This is a genomic window from Ancylobacter sp. 3268, from assembly GCF_031456575.1.
Lineage (GTDB): Bacteria > Pseudomonadota > Alphaproteobacteria > Rhizobiales > Xanthobacteraceae > Ancylobacter.
Genome location: NZ_JAVDUX010000015.1, coordinates 84167 through 107710 on the forward strand (window position 1 = coordinate 84167; position 23544 = coordinate 107710).

The 23544-nt window shown below is 67.9% G+C and carries 24 protein-coding genes; 13 read left to right on the forward strand and 11 right to left on the reverse strand.

Features of this window, described 5'->3' with window-relative positions:
* The first annotated feature begins 277 nt into the window (after nt 1-277).
* On the forward strand, nt 278-1624 hold the full coding sequence (locus J2X65_RS20160; protein WP_310204806.1) for an MFS transporter: 1347 nt from the start codon (nt 278-280) through the stop codon (nt 1622-1624).
* Between the two features lie 60 nt (nt 1625-1684).
* On the forward strand, nt 1685-1873 hold the full coding sequence (locus J2X65_RS20165; RefSeq protein ID WP_310204808.1) for a DUF1328 domain-containing protein: 189 nt from the start codon (nt 1685-1687) through the stop codon (nt 1871-1873).
* Nucleotides 1874-1949: 76 nt separating this feature from the next.
* Here J2X65_RS20165 and J2X65_RS20170 read toward each other — a convergent pair whose 3' ends face one another.
* Nucleotides 1950-2624 carry a superoxide dismutase gene (locus tag J2X65_RS20170; RefSeq protein WP_310204811.1) on the reverse strand — a complete coding sequence of 225 codons (675 nt, stop codon included), beginning with the start codon at nt 2622-2624 and terminating at the stop codon, nt 1950-1952.
* A 120-nt stretch (nt 2625-2744) separates the two neighbouring features.
* Entirely contained in the window at nt 2745-3425 is a 681-nt protein-coding gene (locus J2X65_RS20175; RefSeq protein ID WP_310204814.1) for a hypothetical protein, read from the reverse strand.
* A gap of 203 nt (nt 3426-3628) precedes the next feature.
* On the opposite strand from J2X65_RS20175, the gene J2X65_RS20180 reads away from it, so the two are divergent.
* Nucleotides 3629-3760, forward strand: a complete 132-nt coding sequence (locus tag J2X65_RS20180; RefSeq protein WP_310204816.1) for a hypothetical protein — start codon at nt 3629-3631, stop codon at nt 3758-3760.
* Nucleotides 3761-3794: 34 nt separating this feature from the next.
* On the opposite strand, the gene mbfA is transcribed toward J2X65_RS20180, so the two are convergent.
* Nucleotides 3795-4772, reverse strand: a complete 978-nt coding sequence (mbfA, locus tag J2X65_RS20185; protein ID WP_310204819.1) for an iron exporter MbfA — start codon at nt 4770-4772, stop codon at nt 3795-3797.
* Nucleotides 4773-4939: 167 nt separating this feature from the next.
* Here mbfA and J2X65_RS20190 point away from each other — a divergent pair, with 167 nt between their 5' ends.
* Nucleotides 4940-5284, forward strand: a complete 345-nt coding sequence (locus J2X65_RS20190) for a metalloregulator ArsR/SmtB family transcription factor (protein WP_310204822.1) — start codon at nt 4940-4942, stop codon at nt 5282-5284.
* Nucleotides 5281-5763 carry an SRPBCC family protein gene (locus tag J2X65_RS20195; RefSeq protein WP_310204825.1) on the forward strand — a complete coding sequence of 161 codons (483 nt, stop codon included), beginning with the start codon at nt 5281-5283 and terminating at the stop codon, nt 5761-5763. The genes J2X65_RS20190 and J2X65_RS20195 overlap by 4 nt, the downstream gene beginning before the upstream one ends.
* Nucleotides 5764-5908: 145 nt before the next feature.
* Here J2X65_RS20195 and J2X65_RS20200 read toward each other — a convergent pair whose 3' ends face one another.
* The 3 genes from J2X65_RS20200 to dnaG form a co-directional block, all read right to left on the reverse strand.
* A complete protein-coding gene (locus J2X65_RS20200; protein ID WP_310204828.1) occupies nt 5909-6346 on the reverse strand; it encodes a hypothetical protein in 438 nt (145 codons plus the stop codon).
* A 35-nt stretch (nt 6347-6381) separates the two neighbouring features.
* Nucleotides 6382-8379, reverse strand: coding sequence for an RNA polymerase sigma factor RpoD (rpoD, locus tag J2X65_RS20205; protein ID WP_310204831.1), 1998 nt, complete (start codon nt 8377-8379; stop codon nt 6382-6384).
* A 263-nt stretch (nt 8380-8642) separates the two neighbouring features.
* Entirely contained in the window at nt 8643-10589 is a 1947-nt protein-coding gene (dnaG, locus tag J2X65_RS20210) for a DNA primase (protein WP_310204835.1), read from the reverse strand.
* Between the two features lie 215 nt (nt 10590-10804).
* Here dnaG and J2X65_RS20215 point away from each other — a divergent pair, with 215 nt between their 5' ends.
* On the forward strand, nt 10805-11170 hold the full coding sequence (locus tag J2X65_RS20215; RefSeq protein WP_310204838.1) for a metalloregulator ArsR/SmtB family transcription factor: 366 nt from the start codon (nt 10805-10807) through the stop codon (nt 11168-11170).
* The gene (locus J2X65_RS20220; RefSeq protein ID WP_310204841.1) at nt 11167-11745 is read left to right on the forward strand and encodes an SRPBCC family protein; all 579 of its coding nucleotides are present in this window, start codon (nt 11167-11169) and stop codon (nt 11743-11745) included. The genes J2X65_RS20215 and J2X65_RS20220 overlap by 4 nt, the downstream gene beginning before the upstream one ends.
* A gap of 29 nt (nt 11746-11774) precedes the next feature.
* Here the strand turns inward: J2X65_RS20220 and J2X65_RS20225 are convergent, their stop codons facing one another.
* Both J2X65_RS20225 and J2X65_RS20230 read right to left on the reverse strand, forming a co-directional pair.
* Complete coding sequence (locus tag J2X65_RS20225; protein WP_310204845.1) at nt 11775-12530, reverse strand: transporter substrate-binding domain-containing protein; 756 nt, start codon at nt 12528-12530, stop codon at nt 11775-11777.
* A gap of 82 nt (nt 12531-12612) precedes the next feature.
* A complete protein-coding gene (locus J2X65_RS20230) occupies nt 12613-13068 on the reverse strand; it encodes a GatB/YqeY domain-containing protein (protein ID WP_310204847.1) in 456 nt (151 codons plus the stop codon).
* A gap of 264 nt (nt 13069-13332) precedes the next feature.
* Here J2X65_RS20230 and carA point away from each other — a divergent pair, with 264 nt between their 5' ends.
* A complete protein-coding gene (gene carA, locus J2X65_RS20235; protein WP_310204851.1) occupies nt 13333-14538 on the forward strand; it encodes a glutamine-hydrolyzing carbamoyl-phosphate synthase small subunit in 1206 nt (401 codons plus the stop codon).
* Between the two features lie 65 nt (nt 14539-14603).
* Here carA and J2X65_RS20240 read toward each other — a convergent pair whose 3' ends face one another.
* A complete protein-coding gene (locus J2X65_RS20240; RefSeq protein WP_310204853.1) occupies nt 14604-15359 on the reverse strand; it encodes an SDR family oxidoreductase in 756 nt (251 codons plus the stop codon).
* A gap of 112 nt (nt 15360-15471) precedes the next feature.
* On the opposite strand from J2X65_RS20240, the gene J2X65_RS20245 reads away from it, so the two are divergent.
* From J2X65_RS20245 to J2X65_RS20265, 5 genes are all read left to right on the forward strand, one after another.
* Nucleotides 15472-15888, forward strand: a complete 417-nt coding sequence (locus J2X65_RS20245) for a helix-turn-helix domain-containing protein (RefSeq protein ID WP_310204857.1) — start codon at nt 15472-15474, stop codon at nt 15886-15888.
* Between the two features lie 49 nt (nt 15889-15937).
* Nucleotides 15938-16435 carry a cupin gene (locus J2X65_RS20250; RefSeq protein WP_310204861.1) on the forward strand — a complete coding sequence of 166 codons (498 nt, stop codon included), beginning with the start codon at nt 15938-15940 and terminating at the stop codon, nt 16433-16435.
* A gap of 185 nt (nt 16436-16620) precedes the next feature.
* The gene (carB, locus tag J2X65_RS20255) at nt 16621-19956 is read left to right on the forward strand and encodes a carbamoyl-phosphate synthase large subunit (protein WP_310204864.1); all 3336 of its coding nucleotides are present in this window, start codon (nt 16621-16623) and stop codon (nt 19954-19956) included.
* Nucleotides 19957-20101: 145 nt separating this feature from the next.
* Nucleotides 20102-20575 (forward strand): transcription elongation factor GreA, encoded by a 474-nt coding sequence (greA, locus tag J2X65_RS20260; protein ID WP_310204868.1) that lies wholly within the window; start codon nt 20102-20104, stop codon nt 20573-20575.
* Between the two features lie 15 nt (nt 20576-20590).
* Entirely contained in the window at nt 20591-21700 is a 1110-nt protein-coding gene (locus tag J2X65_RS20265; RefSeq protein WP_310204870.1) for a glycosyltransferase family 4 protein, read from the forward strand.
* Here the strand turns inward: J2X65_RS20265 and J2X65_RS20270 are convergent.
* Together J2X65_RS20270 and J2X65_RS20275 are read right to left on the reverse strand one after the other, a co-directional pair.
* The gene (locus J2X65_RS20270; RefSeq protein ID WP_310204873.1) at nt 21664-22506 is read right to left on the reverse strand and encodes a hypothetical protein; all 843 of its coding nucleotides are present in this window, start codon (nt 22504-22506) and stop codon (nt 21664-21666) included. The two genes, J2X65_RS20265 and J2X65_RS20270, sit on opposite strands and share 37 nt — an antisense overlap.
* Nucleotides 22506-23537: an ELM1/GtrOC1 family putative glycosyltransferase gene (locus tag J2X65_RS20275; RefSeq protein WP_310204875.1), complete on the reverse strand. Its 1032-nt coding sequence runs from the start codon at nt 23535-23537 to the stop codon at nt 22506-22508. Before J2X65_RS20275 ends, J2X65_RS20270 begins: the two co-directional genes overlap by 1 nt.
* Between the last annotated feature and the right edge of the window lie 7 nt (nt 23538-23544).

A 23544-nucleotide genomic window follows, 5' to 3' on the forward strand; every position in this document is an offset into this window, starting at 1 on the left:
CCGGTTCGCTGAACACAAGCCTATCGCGATTCCCGCGCGGACGGCGAGGCGGCCGCGGAAGGCTGCACATCGTCGATGACGGCCGAATGTCGCGAAGTCCTGCTCACCGGCGAGCCGCTCGCGCGGACGCTTTACGGGGCCGCGCCCGACGATCTGCGTCCGATCGGGAAAAAATGCCGAAAAGCGAATGGAAGCAACGCGCGAAATATGGGATCTGAAACCGGTATCGCATCCGCGCGTTCCATTCCTTTCCACGCCTCACCTTACCGGACCTGTCATGGCCAAGACCCTCGGCCCCGTCGCGGCGTTGCTGCTCGGCGTGTTCTTCCTCGTGACCGGCAGCGGCCTGCAGAACACGCTGCTGCCGCTGCGCGGCGCCTTCGAGGGCTTCAGCGCCGTGCAGCTCGGCGTGCTGGGGTCGAGCTATTATCTCGGCTTCGTCGCCGGCTGCCTGATCGTGCCGCGCCTGGTGCGCCGCTCCGGGCATATCCGCGCCTTCGCGGCACTGACCTCCGGCGCGGTGGCGGCAATGCTGGCGCATCCGCTGTGGATCGAGCCGACGGTCTGGTTCGTGCTGCGCGCGATTACCGGCTTCTGCTTCGCCGGACTCTATCTCGTCATCGAAAGCTGGCTGAACGACCGCGCCACCAACCAGACCCGCGGCTTCGTCATGAGCGCCTATGTCATCATCGACTATGCGGCGCTGACCGCCGGCCAGATGATGATCACCCTGTCGCCGGTGCGCGGCTTCGAACTGTTCGCCGTCGCCGCCATCCTGTTCTCGCTGGCGACGCTGCCGGTGGCGATGACCGGGGCCGGCCAGCCGGCGCCGATCGAGACCGCGCGCATCCGCCCGATCCGGCTGATGCGCGCCGCGCCGGTGGGAATCGTCGGCTGCTTCGTGGTCGGGCTGACCAATGGCTCGCTGTGGTCGCTGGGACCGATCTTCGGCATCGGGCGCGGGCTCACCGCCGATGGCGCCGCGACCTTCATGAGCGCCGTGGTGGTGGCCGGTGCCGTCGCGCAGTGGCCGGTCGGCTTCCTGTCCGACCGCATGGACCGGCGGCGGATCCTCGCCTGGATCCTCGCCGGCGCCATCTTGGCCGGCGTGGTGCTGGGCGCGATGCCGCTCGGGCTGCTCGGCCTCAGCGGCCTCGGCTTGCTCTATGGGGCGCTGGCGTTGCCGGCCTATTCGCTCGCCGCCGCCCATGCCTATGACCGCACGCCGCCGGCCGAGGCGGTGGAAACGGCGGCCGGGCTCCTGCTCGCCTATGGCGTCGGCTCGGTGGTCGGTCCCTCGCTCGCCTCGGTCGGCATGCTGCATTACGGGCCCGGAGCGCTGTTCTTCTTCACCGCCATCAGCCACCTGCTGCTGTTCGTCTTCGTGCAGTGGCGGATGATCTGGCACAAGGAAGCGCCGCTCGCCGCCAAGACGGCGGAGGCGGTCGCCTGCTCGCCGACCGGCATGGTGCCGACGCCGGAAATGCCGGTGCCGAAGGCCGCGGCCGATGGCGACGCGATAATCGCCGACATTGCCGGCGAGGACCCGCCGCCGCTGCCGCCGGGGGCCGCCGCGCAGGATCCGGTGCTGGCGCCGCAGGACGGGCGCTCCGACGGCGCCTGAGGCGGAACCCGCGGCCGGGTGCGGCGTTACCGTCCGCGCCCCCGCGACGGAGACCCGCCAATGTTCAAATACGCCGTCATCTTCCTGGTGATCTCGCTCATCGCCGGCGGCATCGGCCTAACCGGCATCTCGGCGCTGGCGCGGCGGATCTCCTTCATCCTGTTCGGCCTGTTCTTCCTCGGCTTCCTGGCGCTGATCGGCCTCGCCCTATTGGTCGACAAGGCGATGACGACGCCGAGCCCGGTCTAGATCGTTTCAGCCTTTCACGGAAACGCCGAAACGATCCAGCCTCGATGCGAACGGAATCCTCGTCGCCCGAAATGCTCTAGCCGGCAAGGCGCTCGCCGACGAAGGCCCAGTTCACCCGCTCGTCGAGCAGCGCCTTCACATGGGCGGTGCGCCGGTTCTCCCAATCGAGATAATAGGCATGCTCCCACACATCGATGCCGAGCAGCGGCGTCTTGCCCTCGGCGATCGGGTTGCCGGCATCCTGCAGGCCGAGCACCTGCAGCTTGCCATTATCCGCCACCAGCCACACCCAGCCGGTGCCGAACACGCCGTCGGCGGTCTCCACCATCTTGGCCTTCAGCGGATCGATGCCGCCGAAATCGCGGGTGGCAGCCTCCACCAGGGCGGCGGGCGGCGCGGCCGGGCCGCCGTTAAACTGCTGCCAATAGAAATTGTGGTTCCACGCCTGGCCGGCATTGTTGAACACCGGCGTGGCATTGTCCGCCTTGGCGCGGCGGATCACCTCCTCCAGCTCCATATCGGCATAGGGCTTGCCCTCGACCAGCTTGTTGAGCTTGTCGAAATAGGCCTTGTGGTGCTTGCCGTAATGCAGGCCGACGGTGCGCGCGGAAATGGTGGGCGCAAGCGCATCCTCGCCATAGGGCAGCGGCGGCTGCTGGAACGGCGCGGCGGCTCGGGCGACATGCGGGCCGGCCAGACCGCTGGCGGCGACGGCACCGGCGGCGGCGAGCAAAGTGCGACGTGTGATCATGACGGGGCTCCCTGGAGGCGGCCTCCGCCCGGGAGGCGCTCTCGCTCAAACCGCCAAGGTCGCGACTTCGTTCCGCGACTTCGTCTCGATGCGCCTCGCCAGGGGTGCGCGGCGCCTCGCCTAGGGTGGCGGCGGGAAGGCGAGGATGTCGCGCGTATAGGTCTCGACAAGGGCACTGAACGGGCGCCCGTCCGGCAGCTTCAGCACCGCGCGATGCTCCAGCAGGAAATCCGGCATGTCGAGGCTGCGGCCGGGATCGGCGGGGATCGGCGCACCCGTCTCCCATCCCGTCGGCAGCGGCTGCCACAGCAGCTTGGCCGTGAGGGTGGAGCGGCTGAAGCCGAGCGGGCGCACCACCCGGCCGAAGGCGGTATCGGTGGTCTCCAGCTCGCGGTTCATCTCCTCGGCGAGCAGGGCGGGACGATACCAGTTGTCCGCCTCCGACAGCACCCGCTCCCCGCAGGTGAGGCGCACCCGGCGATAGACAATGCGCTCCTGCAGCCCGGCGCCAAGCAGCTCGCGTATGGCGGCGTCGGCCGGCTTGTCGGCTTCGCGCACGCGGTCGGCCACCACCTTGGCGCCGGCCGGCGCCAGCGCATGCGCGACGCACCAGCGGTCGAGCGTGAGGGTGGCGCTGGCATTGGAGAGCAGCTCGGCATTGAGCGTCTGCACCAGCGCATAGGCCTGGAGTCGCGCCAGGGCGGTGTCGGGCCAGGGCGGCCGCCCGGCTTCGAAGGCGCGGGCGGGCAGCGACAGCCCGGCCAGGATGAACAGGGCGAGGATCAGGCGGCGTGACGACATGGCGAACCCGCGAACAAGGAGGCGGCGAAACTACGACCGGCGCGCCCCGCCGCCAAGGGGCCGGTAACCCCTTTGGCGCAAGACGCCGCCCGCCGGCAGCGCCCTTCCCGCCGCCTTGACACAGCGCAAGGAGGCGTCGGCGAGGCGGCGCTAACCTGTTGGCCGCTTGCACCGAACGGAGCTTGCACCGAACGGAGGATGCCATGCCCATCGAGACCATCCTGTTCCTCGCCGCCACGCTGATGCTGTTTGGCGGCTTCGCCGGCACGCTTGCCTATGTGGACGCCTCGACCCGCGTGCAGCGGCGCGCCAACCACCCCATTCCCGGCGAATGATCCGGGCGAGCGGACCTAGCGACCTGCCGGCGCATCAGCTGCCGCCGATGAGAATACCGGTGGCGAGCACCAGCACGCCACCGATCACCACCTGCACCACCGAGCGCAGGAAGGGCGTCTCCATATAGCGGTTCTGGATAAAGGCGATCGCCCACAATTCGACGAACACCACCGCGACGGCGAGGGTCGTCGCGGTCCAGAAATCCGGGATGAGATAGGGCAGCGCGTGGCCAAGGCCGCCGACCGCCGTCATCACCCCCGAGGCGATGCCGCGCTTGATCGGCGAGCCCCGCCCGGAGATCACCCCGTCATCATGCGCCGCCTCGGTGAAGCCCATGGAGATGCCGGCGCCGATGGCGGCGGCGAGGCCCACCTGCAACGTCGTCCAGGAATTCTGGGTGGCGAAGGCGGTGGCGAAGATCGGCGCCAGCGTCGATACCGAGCCGTCCATCAGCCCGGCGAGGCCCGGCTGCACCCAGGTGAGCACGAATTGCCGCCGTGCGCGGTCGTCCTCCTCGGCGCGGGCGTCGCTGGTCCGGTGGTCCGCCTCCATATGCTCGGCGAGGTCGTAATGCTTGCGCTCCTCGCGGGCGAGGTCGCCGAGCAGCTTGCGGGTGGCGGCGTCGGTGCTGGCCTGCGCGGCGCGGGTATAGAAATCCGCCGCGTCGTCCTCCATGCGCGCCGCCTCCCGGCGGATGCGCTCGATGCCCAGATTCTCGATCAGCCAGACCGGCCGGCGCGAATAATAGCCGGCGACATGCTCGCGGCGGATCAGCGGGATGACCGTGCCGAAGCGCTGCTGGAACAGGGCGATGAGCCGCGCGCGGTGGCCGTCCTCCTCCGCTGCCATGGCATCGAAGGTGGCGGCGGTGTCGGGGAAGCCGGCGCGCAGGCGCTCGGCATAGGTGGCGTAGATGCGCCCGTCATCCTCCTCCGAGGCGATGGCGAGCGCGAGCACCTCTTTCTCCGACAGATCTGAGAAGCGGCGACGATTGGCGAGGCTGGCAAACATGGCATACCGTTTTTAGAATAATTCCAATATATATTGCACGACAGCATTCCCGACAATCCGGAGGGTTGCGGACCGGCCGCCGGAAACGTGCCGCGGCCCTCGATCTCCACGGCAGCCGATAATAGTTAGGCATTGACCTAACTATTATCCTGCTCTAGCGTCGACCCATGGACACAATGCTGGCCGCTCTCGACGGCACCTTTCGCGCCCTCGCCGATCCCACCCGCCGCGCGGTCGTGGAAGCGCTGGTACGCGGGCCGGCCTCGGTGAGCGACCTTGCCCGCCCGTTCGAGATGGCGCTACCGAGTTTCCTGCAGCATCTCAAGGTGCTGGAGGACAGCGGCCTCGTCGCCACCCGCAAGATCGGCCGGGTGCGCACCTGCAGCCTGCGCACCGAGCCTTTGGCGACCGCCGGCCATTGGCTCGAGGCCCAGCGGCTTCTGTGGACCCAGCGGCTCGATCAGCTCGACGACCTGCTCCTACGGCTGAACAACCAAGAGGAAACGCCATGACCACCGTGCCGAACAGTGTTTTCGACCCCTCGCTCGACCTGGAGCTGCGGCGGGAGGTGGACGTGCCGCCGCAGTTGGTGTGGCGCGCCTGGACCGAGCCGGAGCTGCTGAAGCAATGGTTCACCCCGGCGCCGTGGCGGACCACGGAATGCGAGCTCGACCTGCGGCCCGGCGGCAAGTTCCGCACCGTGATGCAGGGGCCGGAAGGACAGGTGCATGACAGCACCGGCTGCGTGCTGTTCGTCATCCCGCAGACGCTGCTGGTGTTCACCGACGCGCTCGGGCCCGGCTACCGTCCGAATGCCGGCGCCTTCATGAGCGCCTCGGTCGAGATCACCCCGACCGCCTCCGGCACCCTCTATGTCGCCCGCGCCCTCCACAAGGACGCGGAGGCGAAGCAGCAGCACGAGGAGATGGGCTTCCACCAGGGCTGGGCCACCGCGCTCGATCAGCTGGTGGCGCTGGTGAAGCGGTTGTGAGGGCACGCCGCCAGGGGGCGCGCCCTCACCCTATCCCCTCTCCCCGATCGGGAGAGGGGCTCGGGCCGGCATGCCGGACAGAGGCAGCAACAAAGAGAGCGGAATCAGGAGGGCGCTCGTGCGACGAACGCCCGCCTCGGCGGCGTCAGCGCGGATTGTCCGGCTTGCCGTCATCGTCCATATCGGCATGAAAGACGTGCAGCACGTGATGGACGATGGGCGACAGCACCACGCCGGTCGCCAGCACGATGACAAGGCCGGAGAAGATGGCGTAGGAACCGGCGAACAGCTTGCCGGCCTCGGTCTTCAGCTCCGCCACCGGCCCCATGCCGGACAGGATCATCGCGGCATTGAGATAGGCATCGACGAAGCCCATGCCTTCGAAGCCGGCATAGCCGGCCATGCCGACCGCCAGCCCGAACAGCATGATCGCGAACCAGATGGCGACCGCCGTACCCAGACGGCCGAAGAACACGCGCCGCGTCGCAATCGGCCGACCGAGACGGACGAAAAACGACAAAGGCGGCGTCGCGAGGCTCCTGGCCTCGCCGTCCGCCGCCTCCGGCATTTTCCTGTGCGCCATCGCCGGCTATGCTCAAGCCGGAGCCGCCCCGCCGCTCAGTTGTCGAGGAAGCTCCTGAGCTTGCGCGAGCGGCTTGGGTGCTTGAGCTTGCGCAGCGCCTTCGCCTCGATCTGACGGATACGCTCGCGGGTCACCGAGAACTGCTGGCCGACCTCTTCCAGCGTGTGATCGGTGTTCATGCCGATGCCGAAGCGCATGCGCAGCACGCGCTCCTCGCGCGGCGTCAGGCTCGCCAGCACGCGGGTCGTGGTCTCGCGCAGGTTCGACTGGATCGCCGCGTCGATCGGCAGGATGGCGTTCTTGTCCTCGATGAAGTCGCCGAGGTGGCTGTCCTCCTCGTCGCCGATCGGGGTTTCGAGCGAGATCGGCTCCTTGGCGATCTTCAGGACCTTGCGGACCTTCTCCAGCGGCATGCCGAGCTTCTCGGCCAGCTCTTCCGGGGTCGGCTCGCGGCCGATCTCGTGCAGCATCTGGCGCGAGGTGCGCACGATCTTGTTGATCGTCTCGATCATGTGCACGGGAATGCGGATGGTGCGGGCCTGATCGGCGATCGAGCGGGTGATCGCCTGCCGGATCCACCAGGTGGCATAGGTCGAAAACTTATAACCCCGGCGGTACTCGAACTTGTCGACCGCCTTCATCAGGCCGATATTGCCTTCCTGGATCAGATCGAGGAACTGCAGGCCGCGATTGGTGTATTTCTTGGCGATGGAGATGACGAGGCGCAGGTTTGCCTCGACCATTTCCTTCTTGGCCTGACGGGCTTCCTTCTCGCCCTTCTGCACCATCTGCACGATCTTGCGGAACTCGAGGATCTCGAGCCCGGTCTCGGTGGCCAGCGCGTGGATTTCCGAGCGCAGATCCTTGATGCCGTCCAGTTCCTGGCCGACGAAGCCCTTCCAGCCGCGCGAGGTGAGGTTCTTCACGCGGTTGATCCACTTGGGATCGAGCTCGTAGCCCTGATACTGCTTGAGGAAGTCCTCGCGGGCGACGCCGAAGCTCTCGGCGAGGCGCATGAGACGGCCTTCGAGCGAAACGAGGCGCTTGTTGATGTCGTAAAGCTGCTCGACGAGGTTGTCGATGCGGGCCTGGTTGAGCGAGAGCGACTTGACCTCGCCGATCAGCTGGTCCTTCAGCGTCTTGTACTTGCGGTCCTGCGACGGCGACAGGCTCTCGTTCTTGAGCTTGGACTCGACGTTCTGGTCCTGCAGGCGGCGCAGCTTCTTGTAAGCGTCGGCGATGCTGTCGAAGGTCTCCAGCACCTTCGGCTTGATCTCGGCTTCCATGGCGGCGAGCGACAGGGAATTCTCCATGTCGTCATCGTCATCGGCAGCGATGGTCTCGCCGAGCGTCGGCTCGCGGGCCTCGTCGCCATCGGGCGCGATGGAACCGCCCTCGACGATCGGGCCGTTCTTTGCCTCGGGACCGGCATAGGTCGCCTCGAGGTCGATGATGTCGCGCAGCAGCACCTTGCCTTCGACGAGTTCGTCGCGCCAGATGATGATGGCCTGGAAGGTGAGCGGACTCTCGCACAGGCCGGCGATCATCGCCTCGCGGCCGGCCTCGATGCGCTTGGCGATGGCGATCTCGCCCTCGCGCGACAGCAGCTCGACCGAACCCATCTCGCGCAGATACATGCGCACCGGATCGTCGGTGCGCTCGCCCGGCTCGGACTTGGTCTCGGAGCGGATGACGGCGCGCGGCGCGGATTCGGCGATCTCGCCGCCGCTCTCCTCGTCGTCCTCGGCCGCCTCGCCGCCTTCCTCGCCCTCGCCGTCGGCCTCGGCCTCCTCGGCCTCGACGACATTGATGCCCATCTCGTTGAGCATCGCATAGATGTCTTCGATCTGGTCGGAGGTGTTCTGCTCCGAGGGCAGAACCTCGTTCAGCTCGTCATAGGTGACATAGCCGCGCTTCTTGGCGAGCTTGATCATCTTCCGGACGGCGGCGTCCGAAAGATCGAGCAACGGGCTGTCCGGGGTATCGCCATCCTTCTCGGGGGCTTCGGTCGCTTCCGCTGCCTGCTTCGCCATGCGCGTGCTCCTTCGACCACCGGCGGCAAATGCCCCCGGTCAAAAGCGGCGGGCAAACCGCCGCCTGAACCAACGTCCCGCCTTCGGGAAAATGCGGGCCGGCCTGCCGCGTTTACAGCCTGAACCGTAAACGTCCGCTTGCCTGTCCCGAACCCTCCCCCGCGCCGGCCGGGCGATACCGACGCGAAGATGATACCGACGCAAACAGGGGCCTCTCGCGCCACGGCGCTTTCACGCTCGCGGGCGGGGGACCCTGAACCTTCTCACATCGACCGCCCCGATCGTCCGGAGGCGGCGCCGAACCCCTCTACCAAAGCTTCGGTCCCGTCAAGTGCCGCAAGCTGTCTTTGTACGTCGAGGAAACGAGCCCAGTTGAGTTCGTCGGGCTCCTCGGCGAGGCGTCTTTCCGCCTCCTTGATGTCCTTAGATAGAGCGTGGGCACGCCGGTGCAAGACCAGCCGCTGATGCCACCACAACTCGACGTCGTTCGGCGCGGCATTGGCGAAGGCCGGCCAGTCATGCCGCGGCACCGCCTGCGCCGCCAGGCGACGGGCGAGATCGGCAAGCCCTTCCGCCTCGATGCGGGCGGCGACACTTTCGGCATCCTCGCAGCCCTCGATATGGGCGGCGAGCAGCACCTGGCGCAGCTGATCGGCCTCCTTGTTGAGGAAAGGCAGCTCGGCAAGGTCCTCCGCCGAACGGTCGAGCAGCCAAGGATGGTTCATCAGCGCGAAGAGCAGCAGCGCCTCGTTGCGCGGCACCGCGCTGGCCGTCCCCTGGATCAGCGCCGAACGGCGCACCGCCTCGCCGGCAACCGCGTCGCGGGGCAAGGGCGCGCGCTCACCCCAGCCGCCGGCGCGTCCACGGCCCGGCTTGCCCCTGCCCTGCCCCTGCCGCCCCTCGCCGAACGCGCGACGCCCGCCGCCGGCCGAGACGAAGGCGGGGGCGAAAAGCCCGCGGAGCCGCTCCATCAAATCCGCGCGATAATGCTTGCGCACCGTCTCGTCGCCGATGACACGGACGATCTCGCCGATGCGCGCTTCCAGCGCCGCGCGCCGCTCGGGCGTGTCGTAGGTGGCGCTCTCCAATTCGCGCGCCCACAGCACCTCGGCGAGCGGGCGGGCCTGCGCCAGCACGGCTTCCATCGCCTCGCGGCCGCCGGCACGGATGAGGTCGTCGGGGTCCTGTCCTTCCGGCAGCATGCCGAAAGAGAGGCTGACGCCCGGCTTCAGGTGCGGCAAGGCCAGGTCCATCGCCCGCCAGGCGGCGCGGCGACCGGCCTTGTCGCCGTCGAACAAAAGCAGCGGCTCTGGCGCCATCTTCCACAACAGCGCCAGCTGCTCCTCGGTGAGCGCGGTGCCGAGCGGGGCGACGGTGGCGGAAAAGCCGGCCTCGACCATGGCGATGACATCGACATAGCCCTCGACCGCGATCACCGGCGCGCCCTTATGGGCGGCCGCACGGGCCTGAAAGCCGTTATAGAGCAGCGCCCCCTTGTGGAAGAGCGGGGTCTCCGGCGAGTTCAGGTATTTCGCCGGGACGTCCTTCTCCAGCGCCCGCCCGCCAAAGGCGACCACGCGGCCGCGCAGATCGTGGATGGGGAACATCACGCGGTCGCGGAAACGGTCATAGGGGACCGGTATGTCGTCGGCGGCGATAAGCAGCCCGGCTTCCACCATGTCCTCGACCGGGACGCCGCGGGCGCCGAGCGCCTCCTTCAGCGCAAAGCGCTCCGGCAGCGCGTAGCCGATGCGGAAGCGCGCCTGCGTCGCCGGGCCGAGGCCCCGATCAGCAAGATAGCCCCGCCCCTTGGCGCCGGCGCGGCCCTGCAGCATCGCCTCGTAATATTTGGCGGCGAGCTCCATCACCTCGTGCAGGGTCTTGCGGCGGACTTCCTTCGCCTCCTCCTCGCGGGAGGCGACCGGCATCGGCACGCCGGCCATGCCGGCGAGCCGCTCCACCGCCTCGGGGAAGGCGAGCCCCTCGGTCTCCATCAGGAAATCGAACTGGTCACCATGCTTGCCGGAGGAGAAGCAGTGATAGAAGCCCTTCTGGTCGTTGACATAGAAGGACGGCGTCTTCTCGGCGTTGAACGGGGAGAGGCCGCGCCATTCCCGCCCCTGCTTCTTCAGCTGCACGCGCTTGCCCACCACCTCCGACAGCGGGAGGCGTTGGCGGATCTCGTCGAGGAACGAGGGCGGAAAGCGCATGGACTGGTTTGAACCGATGTTTCGCGGACGCACCGATGTTTCGCGGACGCCTGGCAACAGGCAAGAGCCGGGCCGAGTGAAACTAGGGCGTGGGTGGCGCTTTGCAAGCCGGCGCGCCAGCCTCCCCGTTTTCCTGCTTGTCCACAGCGGCAAACGACGCCCGACACTCAACCAATCGGTTGACAATCAGAAAGACCCGGCAGATATTCAACCACATGGTTGAGCAACTTCCGATATCCACGCCGTTGGACCTCGTGTTCCACGCCCTCGCCGATCCGACGCGCCGGGCGATGCTGCACGCGCTCTCCAACGGAGAACGAACGGTCGGCGAACTCGCCGAGCCGTTCGCCATGACGCTCGCCGGCGCCTCCAAGCATGTGAAGACGCTGGAGTCCGCCGGCCTGATCCGCCGCGAGGTGAAGGGGCGCCAACATCTGTGCCGCCTCGACGCCGCCCGGCTCGCCGACGCCGCCGAATGGCTCAGCTTCTACGAACGCTTCTGGACCGAACGCCTCAACGTCCTCGACGCCCTGCTGCGTGAGGAGGACGCCCAATCGGACACACAGGGAGACCGGAGATGAACCAGCACGCCACCGCCCAAACCTCCGCCGGCGCCTTTGCCGCCGAGGGGTACGGCACCCGCCTTTCCCCCGATACGCTGCGCTTCGAGCGCCTGCTGCCCGGCCCGGTGGAACGGGTCTGGGCCTATCTCACCGAGCCGGAAAAGCGGCGCCGCTGGTTGGCCGACGGGCCGATGGACCTCACCCCCGGCGGCCAGGTCGATCTCCTCTTCCGCAATGGCGAGCTGAACCGCGGCCAGCCGACGCCGGAGCGCTTCGCCAAATATGAGGGCGAGCACCACAATCAGGGCGTCGTTCTGGCCTGCGAACCCAACCGGCTGCTGCGCTTCAGCTGGGACGGCTGCTCGGCCGGCGCCTCCGAGGTGACCTTCGAACTCGCTCCGCGCGGCGCGAAAGTGCTGCTGACGGTGACCCACCAGCGCCTCGCCTCGCGCGACGCCATGCTCAGCGTTGCCGGCGGCTGGCACGCCCATCTCGCCCTGCTAGTCGAGGAACTGGAGGGCCATGAGCGCCCGGCGATCTGGCCGCTCATGTCGCGCTATGCCGACGAATACGAGGCGCGTATTCCCAAGTAAGGGCACCCGCCCAAGTAAGGGCGCCCGCGTCAGGCGGCGGGGGCGACGCCCAGCTTGCCCTCGACGCCGTGCCGGGCGATCAGGCCGGCGACGAAGCCGGACGCCTTGGCGGCCTCGACGAAACGGACGATTTCGTCGAGCGCTGCCGCCTTGGCCTTCGGCGTGCCGATGGCCTGCTGCACGGCGGCGTACTGGCCGGGCAGCAGCCGCCCGCCCGGCACGCGGGCAAGATCGGCGAGCAGGCCGGGCCGCAGGCCGGCAAGCGCGTCGCGCCTGTTGTCGATAAAGTCGGTGAGCGCCTCGGCCATGCTCTCGGAGGGCACCAGCGTCGCATGGGCGACGTTGCGCTCCAGCCAGAGGCCGTAGGCGGTGCGGCGCGTCACCGCGATCTCGATGCCGGGGGCATCGACCTCGGCCACCGCCTGCAGGGGCGAGCCGGCCGGCACCAGATAGGTCGCCTCGATCTCGCAATAGGCGGGCGTGAAGGCGATCACTTCCGCCCGCTGCGGCTCGGCGCCGATATTGGCGATGTCCCATTCGTCGCGGGAGGCTGCATCGGCGACGAGGCCGGGCGAGGCATAGGGCACCAGCTTCAGCGCCACGCCGAGATGATCGGCGAAGGCGCGCGCCATGTCCGGCGAGACGCCCACCGGATCGCCGGCTTCGGTGCGGCCGGTGACCAAGAGGAAGTTCGACAGGTTGATGCCGGCGCGCAGCACGCCGCCGGGCGCCAGCAGGTCGCGCACCGCGGGGGACGGCGGCGCAAGGTCGGGACGGGCGCTCATGGGTGATCCTGTCGAACGATGCCGCCACGCGGCGGCCGCAGGGAAAATCCGGCCAGCGGAACGCCCCGCCGGCCGGCCTCGATCACGCGGTGAGCAGTGACTTGACCGCGCCGCTCGCCTTGCCGAAATCCATCACGCCGGTGTAGCGCTCCTTCAGCGCCGCCATGGTGCGGCCCATGTCCTTGAGGCCATGAGCGTCGATCTCGGCGATCACCGCGGCGATGGCGGCCTGCGATTCGGCTTCGCTCATCTGCGTCGGCAGGAACGACAGGATGACCTTGATCTCCTCGCGCTCCTGCGTCGCCAGATCGACGCGGCCGGCCTCCTCATAGACCTTGGCCGATTCCTCGCGCTGCTTGACCATCTTGGTGAGCAGGCCGAGCAGATCGTCGTCGGACAGCGGGTCCTTGCCCTGGCCGCGCGCCTCGATGTCGCGATCCTTGATCGCCGCATTGATCAGGCGAAGCGTGCCCAGCTGCAGCTTGTCGCCGGCCTTCATCGATTCCTTGAGGGAGGTATTGATCTTCTCGCGCAGCACGTCTGCCTCTCTTCACATCCTATGTCCGGGCGGCGGCGGCGACCGGTGTCGCGCCGCTCCGTCACGCCCGAAAAGCTTCGAAAAACTCCCACGGCCACGACCGGCCGCCTGATTTCCGCCGCGCGAACCATCCATGGCAAATCCTGCATGGAAAGTCTTGCATGCAGCTCCGCGCTGCACGAAGAACCGATGCGCAGCGTTGCGGGCTGGCATAAGGCGCAGCAAGCGATTAATTAGGCCACACTTAACCGAGGAACAAGACACATGAGCGGCAACGCATCCGATGCGGCCACCGATGACGTGTGGGCCGAACCGCTTCCCACCGCGCTTCTCGTTCTCGCCGACGGTACCGTGCTGGAAGGCTTCGGGCTCGGCGCCACCGGCCAGGCGGTCGGCGAGGTGTGCTTCAACACCGCGATGACCGGCTATCAGGAAGTGCTGACCGATCCGTCCTATGCCGGGCAGATCATCACCTTCACCTTCCCGCATATCGGCAATGTCGGCACCAATGAGGAGGACATCGAGACCGTCTCGATGGCTGCCGCCTCCGGCGTGCGGGGCGTCGTGCTCCACTCCGCCATCACCGATCCCTCGAATTATCGCGCCACCCGCCATTTCGACAATTGGCTGAAGGCCCGCGGCATCATCGCCATTTCCGGCATCGACACCCGGGCGCTCACCGCGCTGATCCGCGACAAGGGCATGCCGAACGCGGTGATCGCCCATGCGCCGGACGGGGTGTTCGACGTCGAGGCGCTCAAGAAGGAAGCCGCCGGCTGGCCGGGCCTCGAAGGCATGGACCTGGTGCCGATGGTGACCAGCGCCCAGCGCTTCGCGTGGGACGAAACGCCCTGGCAGTGGCCGGAAGGCTACGGCCGGCAGGAGGCGCCGGCGCATCACGTCGTCGCCATCGACTACGGCATCAAGCGCAACATCCTGCGCCTGCTTGCCCGCGCCGGCTGCAAGGTAACGGTGGTGCCGGCGACGACCTCCGCCGAGGAGATCCTCTCGCTGCAGCCGGACGGCGTGTTCCTCTCCAACGGCCCGGGCGACCCGGCGGCGACGGGGGAATATGCAGTGCCGGTGATTCGCGACATCATCGATCGCGGCATCCCGACCTTCGGCATCTGCCTCGGCCACCAGATGCTCGGCCTCGCCGTGGGCGGGCGCACGGTGAAGATGCACCAGGGCCATCACGGGGCGAACCACCCGGTGAAGGACATGACCACGGGCAAGGTGGAGATCACCTCGATGAACCACGGCTTCGCGGTCGACCGCAACAGCCTGCCGGCCACCGCCGCGGAAACCCATGTCTCGCTGTTCGACGGCTCGAATGCCGGCATCCAGCTGACCGACAGGCCGGTGTTCTCGGTGCAGTACCATCCCGAGGCGAGCCCGGGCCCGCAGGACAGCCACTATCTGTTCGACCGCTTCGTCGAGATGATCGCCAGCAACAAGAAGGCGGCCTGAGCCGCCCTTCTTCGCGAATGGCCGAGATGAAAGGCCGGGAGCAGGCGCGCTCCCGGCCTTTTCCGTCAATGGGTGCCGTCGTTGAGGGTGGCGAAGACCTTGGCGTAGTCGCCGCGCGCTTCGGCACCGCGCAGGAAGCCGACGCGCTGGACGCAGATCTCCGGACCGTCCGGATGCGTCTTGAGCAGCTCGACGACCTCCGTGATGAAGGCATCGAGCGGCAGCGCATTCGGATTCAGCGAATTGCCGGGCATTAGCTCGGTGGCGACCTGCGGCGGCACGATCTCGATGACCCCCACCGAGGTGCCGGCGAGTTGCGCGCGCAGGCTCTGGCTCCAGGAATGGATCGCTGCCTTGGTGGCGTTGTAAGTCGGGGTGGCGACCAGCGGCACGAAGGCGAGGCCGGAGGAGACGGTGACCACCGTCGCCGAAGGCTGCCGTTTGAGCTGCGGCAGCAGCGCCGCCGTCAGCCGGATCGGTCCGAGCAGGTTGGCGGCGATGATCGCCTCCGGCACGGCGAGGTCGACCTGATCGGCGGTCCAGTTCTCGGCGACCATGATGCCGGCATTGTTGATGACGACGTTGAGTGCCGGGTACTTCACCGCCGCCACGCCGGCAAAGCCCGATATCGCCTGCGCATCCGCCACGTCGAGCAGCTCATAGGCCATGCCCGGATTGGCCGCGACGACCTCTTCCAGCGCCTCCTTGCGGCGGCCAGTGATGACGATGCGGTTGCCTTCCCTATGCAGGGCTTCGGCGAGCGCGCGGCCGATGCCGCCATTGCCGCCGGTGATCAGGATGGTGTTGCCGCTGATGTCCATTTTCGCCTCCGCGAATGCTGGTGTTTGTCTCGGCAATGGTTATATGGTTCACACTTACGATCAGAAAGTAGGCACCCAAAAGATCTATACTTACCAGATGGAGAGTTAAGTCATGTCCGCACCTCGTCCCGCCCCGGCCATCCCGTCGCACGTTCATCCGTGGCCGACCGAGGTCGACCCGCGTGTCGAGGCGCTGGTGAACGAGGTGATCGGCCGCGTCGCCGACAAATGGACGATGATCGTGCTGGAGGTACTGACCGAGCACGGCGAATTGCGTTTCACCCGCATCGGCGAGTTCGCCGGCGGCATCAGCCAGAAGATGCTGACCCAGACGCTGCGGCAGATGGAGCGCGACGGCCTGCTGGTGCGCACGGTGCATCCGGTGATCCCGCCGCGCGTCGAATACCGGCTGACCGATCTCGGCTTGAGCCTGGCCGAGGCCTTCTGTGGCGTCTGGCTGTGGGCGGAGGCCAACATCGGGCGCATCGAAGCGGCGCGCGCGGCATTCGACGCGGCAAAGGCCGGCTGAAACGGAACCGGCGCGCTTATGGAGGGTTCTGCCGGAGAGGAGCCCCCCAATGTCTATTCCCGAGCATCTGCGCTTCAAGCCTTCGGCCGGGATACCCAACAACCCCGACCTGCCCGTGCTGATCTATCGCGCCGCCCTGCCCGCCGATCCGGGGCGGATCGAGGACGCGATCAACGCCAATGACTGGGAGTGCCGCTGGCGCGACGGCATCTTCGACTATCACCACTTCCATTCCACCGCGCACGAGACGCTGGGTATCGCCCGGGGCACCGCCCAGGTGCTGATCGGCGGCGAGGGCGGTGCCGCGCTGAAGCTGACGCCGGGCGACGTCGTGGTGCTGCCGGCCGGCACCGGCCACCGGCGGCTGGAGGCCAGCGTCGACTTCCTGGTGGTTGGCGCCTATCCGCTCGGACAGGACTATGAGATCGAGCGGCCATCGGCGAACGGGCTCGACGACGCCCTCGCCCGCATCCGCGCCGTGGCGCTGCCCGACGGCGACCCTGTCGAAGGTCGCGAGGGGCCTCTCATGCAATTGTGGAAGGTATGAGCCGATCCGCGTCCGCCGCAGGGCGACGAGCCACTGCTGCCCTTCCCCCTCGCGGGAATCTGGTTTAAGGGAAGCCCCCAATTGCGGGACCCCCCGCCAACAAACTGATCCGGGTTCACCAGGACGCGTCGCAAACGCGTCCTTTTTCGTGCGCCCGGTCGAATGCGCGAGCCGCACGGGATCCGATGCCGAAACGCACAGACATCTCCACCATCCTCATCATCGGCGCCGGTCCTATCGTTATCGGACAGGCCTGTGAGTTCGACTATTCCGGCACCCAGGCGTGCAAGACCCTCAAGGCCGAGGGCTACCGCGTGGTGCTGGTGAACTCCAATCCGGCGACCATCATGACGGACCCGGATCTTGCCGATTCCACCTATGTGGAACCGATCACCCCGGAGATCGTCGCCAAGATCATCGCCAAGGAGCGCCATGTCGCTCCGGGCGGCTTCGCCCTGCTGCCGACCATGGGCGGCCAGACGGCGCTGAACTGCGCGCTGTCGCTGCGCAAGATGGGCGTGCTCGACGAATATGACGTCGAGATGATCGGCGCCACCGCCGAGGCCATCGACAAGGCCGAAGATCGCGAACTGTTCCGCGATGCCATGACCAAGATCGGCCTCGACACGCCGCGCTCCCGCCAGATCAAGACCCTGCCGCAGGCGCTGGAAGCGCTCGACGAGATCGGCCTGCCGGCGATCATCCGCCCGTCCTTCACCATGGGAGGCCAGGGCGGCGGCATCGCCTACAACAAGTCGGAATATATCGAGATCATCGAGCGCGGCATCGACGCCTCCCCCACCAACGAGGTGCTGGTGGAGGAGAGCGTGCTCGGCTGGAAGGAGTACGAGATGGAGGTCGTCCGCGACAAGGCGGACAACTGCATCATCGTCTGCTCCATCGAGAACATCGATCCGATGGGCGTGCACACCGGCGATTCGATCACCGTCGCCCCGGCGCTGACGCTGACGGACAAGGAATACCAGATCATGCGCGACGCCTCGCTGGCGGTGCTGCGCGAGATCGGGGTGGAGACCGGCGGCTCCAACGTCCAGTTCGCCATCGACCCGGAAACGGGCCGGATGATCGTCATCGAGATGAACCCGCGCGTCTCGCGCTCGTCCGCCCTTGCGTCGAAGGCCACCGGCTTCCCGATCGCCAAGGTCGCGGCGCGGCTTGCGGTAGGCTACACGCTCGACGAGATCGCCAATGACATCACCGGCGGCGCCACCCCGGCCTCGTTCGAGCCGACCATCGACTACGTCGTCACCAAGATTCCGCGCTTCGCCTTCGAGAAGTTCCCCGGCGCCGACCCGGTGCTGACCACCTCGATGAAGTCGGTGGGCGAAGCCATGGCGATCGGCCGCACCTTCCAGGAATCGCTGCAGAAGGCGCTGCGCTCGCTGGAGACCGGGCTGACCGGCCTCGACGAGATCGAGATCGAAGGCCTCGGCCAGGGCGACGACAAGAACGCCATCCGCGCGGCCATCGGCACGCCGACGCCGAACCGTCTGCTGCAGGTGGCGCAGGCCATGCGGCTTGGGCTCGACAACGAACAGATCCACAATGGCTGCAAGATCGACCCATGGTTCCTCGAGCAGATCCGTGAGATCGTCGACACCGAGGCCAAGATCCGCGCCCATGGCCTGCCCAAGACCGCCGGCGCCTTCCGCCGGCTGAAGGCGATGGGCTTTTCCGACCAGCGGCTCGCCAGCCTCACCCGCCAGCACGAGGCGGATGTCGCGGCGCTGCGGCGTTCGCTCGACGTGCGACCGGCCTATAAGCGCATCGACACCTGCGCCGCCGAGTTCGCCTCCCCGACCGCCTATATGTATTCGAGCTACGAGACGCCGTTCGCCGGCGCGGTGGCGGATGAGAGCCGTCCCTCCTCCGCCAAGAAGGTCGCCATCCTCGGCGGCGGGCCGAACCGCATCGGCCAGGGCATCGAGTTCGACTATTGCTGCTGCCACGCCGCCTTCGCGCTGAAGGATGCCGGGTATGAGACCATCATGGTCAACTGCAACCCGGAGACCGTCTCGACCGACTACGACACCTCGGACCGGCTGTATTTCGAGCCGCTGACCGCCGAGGACGTGATCGAGATCCTGGACCGCGAGCGCGCCAACGGCACGCTGCACGGCGTGATCGTGCAGTTCGGCGGTCAGACGCCGCTCAAGCTCGCCCGGGCGCTGGAAGAGGCGGAGATCCCGATTCTCGGCACCTCGCCGGATGCGATCGACCTCGCCGAAGACCGCGACCGCTTCAAGACGCTGCTCGACAAGCTGAAGCTGAAGCAGCCGGCCAATGGCATCGCCTATTCGGTGGAGCAGGCGCGCCTCGTCACCGCCGACCTCGGCTATCCGCTCGTCGTGCGCCCCTCCTATGTGCTGGGCGGCCGGGCGATGCAGATCATCCACGAGGACGCGCAGCTCGGCGACTACCTCCTGGAGACGCTGCCGGGGCTGGTGCCGAACGACATCAAGGCGCGCTATCCGAACGACAAGACCGGGCAGATCAACACCCTGCTCGGCAAGAACCCGCTGCTGTTCGACCGCTACCTGTCGGACGCCATCGAAGTGGACGTCGACTGCCTCGCCGACGGCACCGACACCTTCATCTGCGGCATCATGGAGCATATCGAGGAAGCCGGCATCCATTCGGGCGACAGCGCGTGCTCGCTGCCGCCCTATTCGCTGTCGGCCGCCACCATCGCCGAGCTCGAGCAGCAGACGCGGAAGATGGCGCTGGCGCTCGGTGTCGGCGGGCTAATGAACGTGCAGTACGCGATCAAGGACGGGGTGATCCACGTCCTCGAAGTGAACCCGCGCGCGTCGCGCACAGTGCCCTTCGTCGCCAAGGTGGTCGGCGAGCCTTTCGCAAAGATCGCCTCCCGCGTCATGGCCGGTGAGAAGCTGGCGTCGTTCGGCCTCAAGCCGGCGGTGCTCGACCATGTGGCGGTGAAGGAGGCGGTGTTCCCCTTCGCCCGCTTCCCCGGCGTCGACACGGTGCTCGGCCCGGAAATGCGCTCCACCGGCGAGGTGATGGGCCTCGACCGGTCCTTCGAGGTGGCCTTCGCCAAGAGCCAGCTCGGCGGCGGCACCAAGGTGCCGAAGGCCGGCACGGTGTTCATCTCGGTGCGCGAGGACGACAAGCCGCGCATCCTCGACACCGCGCGGCTGCTGGCCTCGCTGGGCTTCAAGGTGCTGGCGACCTCCGGCACCCAGCGCTATCTCGCGGAGAACGGGATTCCCGCCGCCAAGGTGAACAAGGTGCTGGAAGGCCGGCCGCACATCGTCGACGCCATCAAGAACGGCGACGTGCAGCTGGTGTTCAACACCACCGAAGGCGCCCAGGCGCTGGCCGATAGCCGCTCGCTGCGGCGCGCCGCCCTCTTGCACAAAGTGCCTTATTACACCACCCTGTCAGGGGCCATTGCAGCGGCGCGCGGGATCAAGGCCTATATTGGCGGCGATCTTGAGGTACGCGCCCTGCAGGACTACTTCAGGCACGACCGGGGCTGACCTCGCGATTCGCTTTTGGCGATCGCGAGCCGATCCGGCCGACAACAGACAGACATCAGCCCGACGCGAAGGTCCTTTCGCCGTAACGGCGGCGGGGCCCATCGCGGGGGCTGTGTTTGCTTTTTTGGGAGGTCATAAGAGACCTATGGAAAAGATTCCGATGACCGCCGGCGGGCATGCCGCCCTCGAGGACGAGTTGAAGCGCCGCCAGCAGGTGGAGCGTCCTCGCATCATCGACGCCATCTCCGAAGCGCGCGCCCATGGCGATCTCTCCGAGAACGCCGAGTACCACGCGGCCAAGGAACAGCAGGCGCTGAACGAGGGCCGCATCGCCGAGCTCGAGGACAAGCTGTCGCGCTCCGAGATCATCGACGTCGCCAAGCTCACCGGCGACGTGGTGAAGTTCGGCGCCACGGTGAAGCTGATCGACGAGGACACCGAGGAAGAGCGCGTCTGGCAGATCGTCGGCGACATGGAAGCCGACGCCAAGGCCGGCCGCATCTCGATCTCCTCGCCGATGGCCCGTGCGCTGATCGGCAAGAAGCTGGGCACCTCAGTGGAAGTGGTGACGCCCAAGGGCGCCCGCTCCTACGAGATTGCCGAAGTGCGCTTCGCCTGATCTCCTGACATTGCCATGGCGCGCGGCGGCTCCGAGCTGAGGCCCGATCCGGCCAACTTTCCGGATCCGACCAGGATCGAAGCCGTCGCGCCCAATCTCAAGCGCCGGCTCTCCGGCGTCACCGCCACGTTGGAGCGCGTGGTGCCGGTGCAGGCGCGGACGCTGCGGATCGCGGCGCTGGGGCCGAAACTGGCGACCGGGGTGCCGCGCATCGCCTGGCTGGATCTGCGGCATTTCTGGCAGGCCCCGCCTGACCGCCCGGCGCGCATCTGGCATGCCCGGCGCAACATCGAGATGCTGGCCGGCATCGCGCTGCGCGACGTGCTGCGCATGAAGCTGCTTCTGGCCTTCACCTCCGCCTCGCAGCGCCACCACACGGCATGGACGCGGTTTCTGATCTCGCGGATGGACGCGGTGATCTCCACCTCGGGTAAGACCGCGAGCTATCTCAAGCGTCCCTCCACCGTCATCCATCACGGCATCGATGCCGGGACGTTCCATCCGGCACCAGACCGCGCGGCGGCGCGGGCAGCGCTGGGGCTGCCCGACCTCCGGCTCATCGGCTGCTTCGGACGCATCCGGCCGCAGAAGGGCACCGACGTGTTCGTCGATGCTCTTCTGCAGGTCCTGCCGGAACATCCCGGCTGGGGCGGCGTGGTGCTCGGCCGGGCGGTGGGCGCCGACGCCGGCTTCCTCGAAGGGCTGAAGGCGAAAGTGAAGGCGGCAGGACTGCAAGACCGCCTGCTGTTCCCCGGCGAGGTGGAGACCTCGGCGACGCCGGGCTGGTATCGCGCGCTCGACCTCTATGTCGCGCCACAGCGTTGGGAAGGGTTCGGCGTCACCCCTATCGAGGCCATGGCCTGCGGCGTGCCGGTCATCGCCACCCGGGTCGGCGCCTTCGAGGAACTGGTGGTCGAGGGTATCACCGGGGCGCTGGTTCCTCCCGGCGACGTCGCCGCCATGGCGGCGGCGCTGCGGGGCCACCTCGAACGCGACGACGCCGCGCGGACGGCAATGAGCGGACAGGCGCGGGCGCACGCTCTCGCCGAGTTCTCGCTGGAGCGCGAGGCCGCAAGGATCAATGCCGTCTACGAGGCGATGTGGGACGTCGCCCGGCGCGGCTGAGCGTCGGCGCCCGCATTAGCCTCCCGCGTGCCGCGCAGGCCGCGCTCCCAATAGGCGCGGACCCAGTCGACCGGGCCATAGCCCGGACGGGTGCGCGTGCCCCACGCCTTCACATCGGCGCGGGCGACCTCGCTCGGCTTGGGCACGCCGTGGAACACGACGAGCGGCACCCGACGTGGCTTGATGGCGCGACGGAACAGATAGTTCAGCGGCCAGTGCGGCACGCAGTGGCGGCGGAAGGACACGGCAAAACCTTCCGGGAAATAATGCCGCCCTTGCGCGCGCACGCCGATATAGACCTGATCGTTCTTGGCGAGGGCGTAGGCGGCCTCGGGATCGGCCATGGCATCGAGATACAGATGCTCCTGCTCGCCGGGGCGCCAGGCGACCATCGAACTCTGGGCGCCGCGGTCCGGGCGCAGCGATACCGGCAGCAACTCCCAGATGTTCGGGTTCCACTCGCGCAATATGTGCAGGCCGGGCGTGGCGCGGGCATGGGCGACGATGGGATCGAGCGGGCGCAGAATCACCACGTCGAGATCGAGATAGAGCGCGAGGTCGATCCCCGCGAAAAGACCGGGCGCGAACATGCCCAGCTTCGGCCAGCAGCCGCGCCAGCGCAAAGCGAGCGCCCCGGTGCCGGGCAGGTCGGCGGTCTCGATCTCCGGCCGCAGGCCGTCCGCCCGGTCGGTGAGGCAGATGAAGCGGAATGGCTCGGACAGGTGGTCGCGCACGCCCTGGTAAAGAACGTTCACATCCTCGGACGGATAAGCCTCGCCCCATTTGATGCAGATGACGGCGAGCATCAGGCGGGGCTCCGGGGTTCGGGAACGGGAAGGCCGAGCACCGGCGCCAAAGCGCGGGCGAGGATGTCGCGCGCATCGTCGGTGGGCGGAACCAGCCGGATGAGTGTGGCGGCGAACCGCTCCGGCGTCACGGTCGCCATGGGCAGGATGGCGAGGCTGGCGCCGGCCATGCCGGCGATGATCTCGTTGGCATAGTGCTTGTGCACCACGCGCGACTTCAGCCCGATCACCGGCCGGCGGGCGGCGAGACCCTCGGCCAGCATGCTGAGCGAATCCTCGGTGACGACGACGGCGTCGGCGCCGAACAGCGCCCGCACCGAGCCGGGGCCGGCGGCGCGGTAGTCGACGAACTCGGCCACCGCGCCCGACGCCGCCAGCGCCTTGAAGCGGTCGGACACCTCGTCCGGCGTGCGGCGCGAGGTGGTGACGCGCCATTTCACGCCGTAGCGGGCAGCCACCGCCGGCACGAAGGCGAGCAGGGCCTCCCACTCCTCCGGCGGGTAGTCGCGGCGATAGGCCGAACCGCCGACCAGCAGCGCCAGCGAGGCACCGTCGAGCGCTGCAATGTCGCCGAGCCGGCGCGGTGGCGGATAGGCGTCGGCATCGACCGTCGAGGGGATCGGCGCATAGGCGGCGCCGGGATCGCCGGCCTGCCGCGGCGAGGAGACGATGTTGAGGGCGATGGCGGCCGCGTCGTAGCCGTCAATGCCGCCGGAGACGACCAGCGGCGCCGCGAAATGCCGCGAGAGCAGCAGGCCGGCGGCGATGGTCGGGCGCCCCGAGGCGACGATGATGTCGGGCCGGGTGACGCTTGCGAGATCAACGCCGTACATCAGCCGCAGCCAGAAGCGGGCATCCCTTCCCCAGCGGCGCATGATCAGCTTGCGCAGGTCGTCGCGTGCCCATTTGGCAGGGCGAATCTCCAGCCGCTGCACATCGGTGGGCGCAAGACGGGCGACGGCGAGGGCTAATCCCTCCGCCTGGTTGAAATGGCCGGGCTGCCGGTCGCGCAGGACGAGCACGCGTGTCACGCCGGGA

Bases quoted from the DNA above. Each gene is read 5' to 3' on its own strand.
- J2X65_RS20160 (WP_310204806.1), top strand. From the start codon at position 278: ATGGCCAAGACCCTCGGCCCCGTCGCGGCGTTGCTGCTCGGCGTGTTC.
- J2X65_RS20165 (WP_310204808.1), top strand. From the start codon at position 1,685: ATGTTCAAATACGCCGTCATCTTCCTGGTGATCTCGCTCATCGCCGGC.
- J2X65_RS20170 (WP_310204811.1), bottom strand. From the start codon at position 2,624: ATGATCACACGTCGCACTTTGCTCGCCGCCGCCGGTGCCGTCGCCGCC.
- J2X65_RS20175 (WP_310204814.1), bottom strand. From the start codon at position 3,425: ATGTCGTCACGCCGCCTGATCCTCGCCCTGTTCATCCTGGCCGGGCTG.
- J2X65_RS20180 (WP_310204816.1), top strand. From the start codon at position 3,629: ATGCCCATCGAGACCATCCTGTTCCTCGCCGCCACGCTGATGCTGTTT.
- mbfA (WP_310204819.1), bottom strand. From the start codon at position 4,772: ATGTTTGCCAGCCTCGCCAATCGTCGCCGCTTCTCAGATCTGTCGGAG.
- J2X65_RS20190 (WP_310204822.1), top strand. From the start codon at position 4,940: ATGGACACAATGCTGGCCGCTCTCGACGGCACCTTTCGCGCCCTCGCC.
- J2X65_RS20195 (WP_310204825.1), top strand. From the start codon at position 5,281: ATGACCACCGTGCCGAACAGTGTTTTCGACCCCTCGCTCGACCTGGAG.
- J2X65_RS20200 (WP_310204828.1), bottom strand. From the start codon at position 6,346: ATGGCGCACAGGAAAATGCCGGAGGCGGCGGACGGCGAGGCCAGGAGC.
- rpoD (WP_310204831.1), bottom strand. From the start codon at position 8,379: ATGGCGAAGCAGGCAGCGGAAGCGACCGAAGCCCCCGAGAAGGATGGC.
- dnaG (WP_310204835.1), bottom strand. From the start codon at position 10,589: ATGCGCTTTCCGCCCTCGTTCCTCGACGAGATCCGCCAACGCCTCCCG.
- J2X65_RS20215 (WP_310204838.1), top strand. From the start codon at position 10,805: ATGGTTGAGCAACTTCCGATATCCACGCCGTTGGACCTCGTGTTCCAC.
- J2X65_RS20220 (WP_310204841.1), top strand. From the start codon at position 11,167: ATGAACCAGCACGCCACCGCCCAAACCTCCGCCGGCGCCTTTGCCGCC.
- J2X65_RS20225 (WP_310204845.1), bottom strand. From the start codon at position 12,530: ATGAGCGCCCGTCCCGACCTTGCGCCGCCGTCCCCCGCGGTGCGCGAC.
- carA (WP_310204851.1), top strand. From the start codon at position 13,333: ATGAGCGGCAACGCATCCGATGCGGCCACCGATGACGTGTGGGCCGAA.
- J2X65_RS20240 (WP_310204853.1), bottom strand. From the start codon at position 15,359: ATGGACATCAGCGGCAACACCATCCTGATCACCGGCGGCAATGGCGGC.
- J2X65_RS20245 (WP_310204857.1), top strand. From the start codon at position 15,472: ATGTCCGCACCTCGTCCCGCCCCGGCCATCCCGTCGCACGTTCATCCG.
- J2X65_RS20250 (WP_310204861.1), top strand. From the start codon at position 15,938: ATGTCTATTCCCGAGCATCTGCGCTTCAAGCCTTCGGCCGGGATACCC.
- carB (WP_310204864.1), top strand. From the start codon at position 16,621: ATGCCGAAACGCACAGACATCTCCACCATCCTCATCATCGGCGCCGGT.
- greA (WP_310204868.1), top strand. From the start codon at position 20,102: ATGGAAAAGATTCCGATGACCGCCGGCGGGCATGCCGCCCTCGAGGAC.
- J2X65_RS20265 (WP_310204870.1), top strand. From the start codon at position 20,591: ATGGCGCGCGGCGGCTCCGAGCTGAGGCCCGATCCGGCCAACTTTCCG.
- J2X65_RS20270 (WP_310204873.1), bottom strand. From the start codon at position 22,506: ATGCTCGCCGTCATCTGCATCAAATGGGGCGAGGCTTATCCGTCCGAG.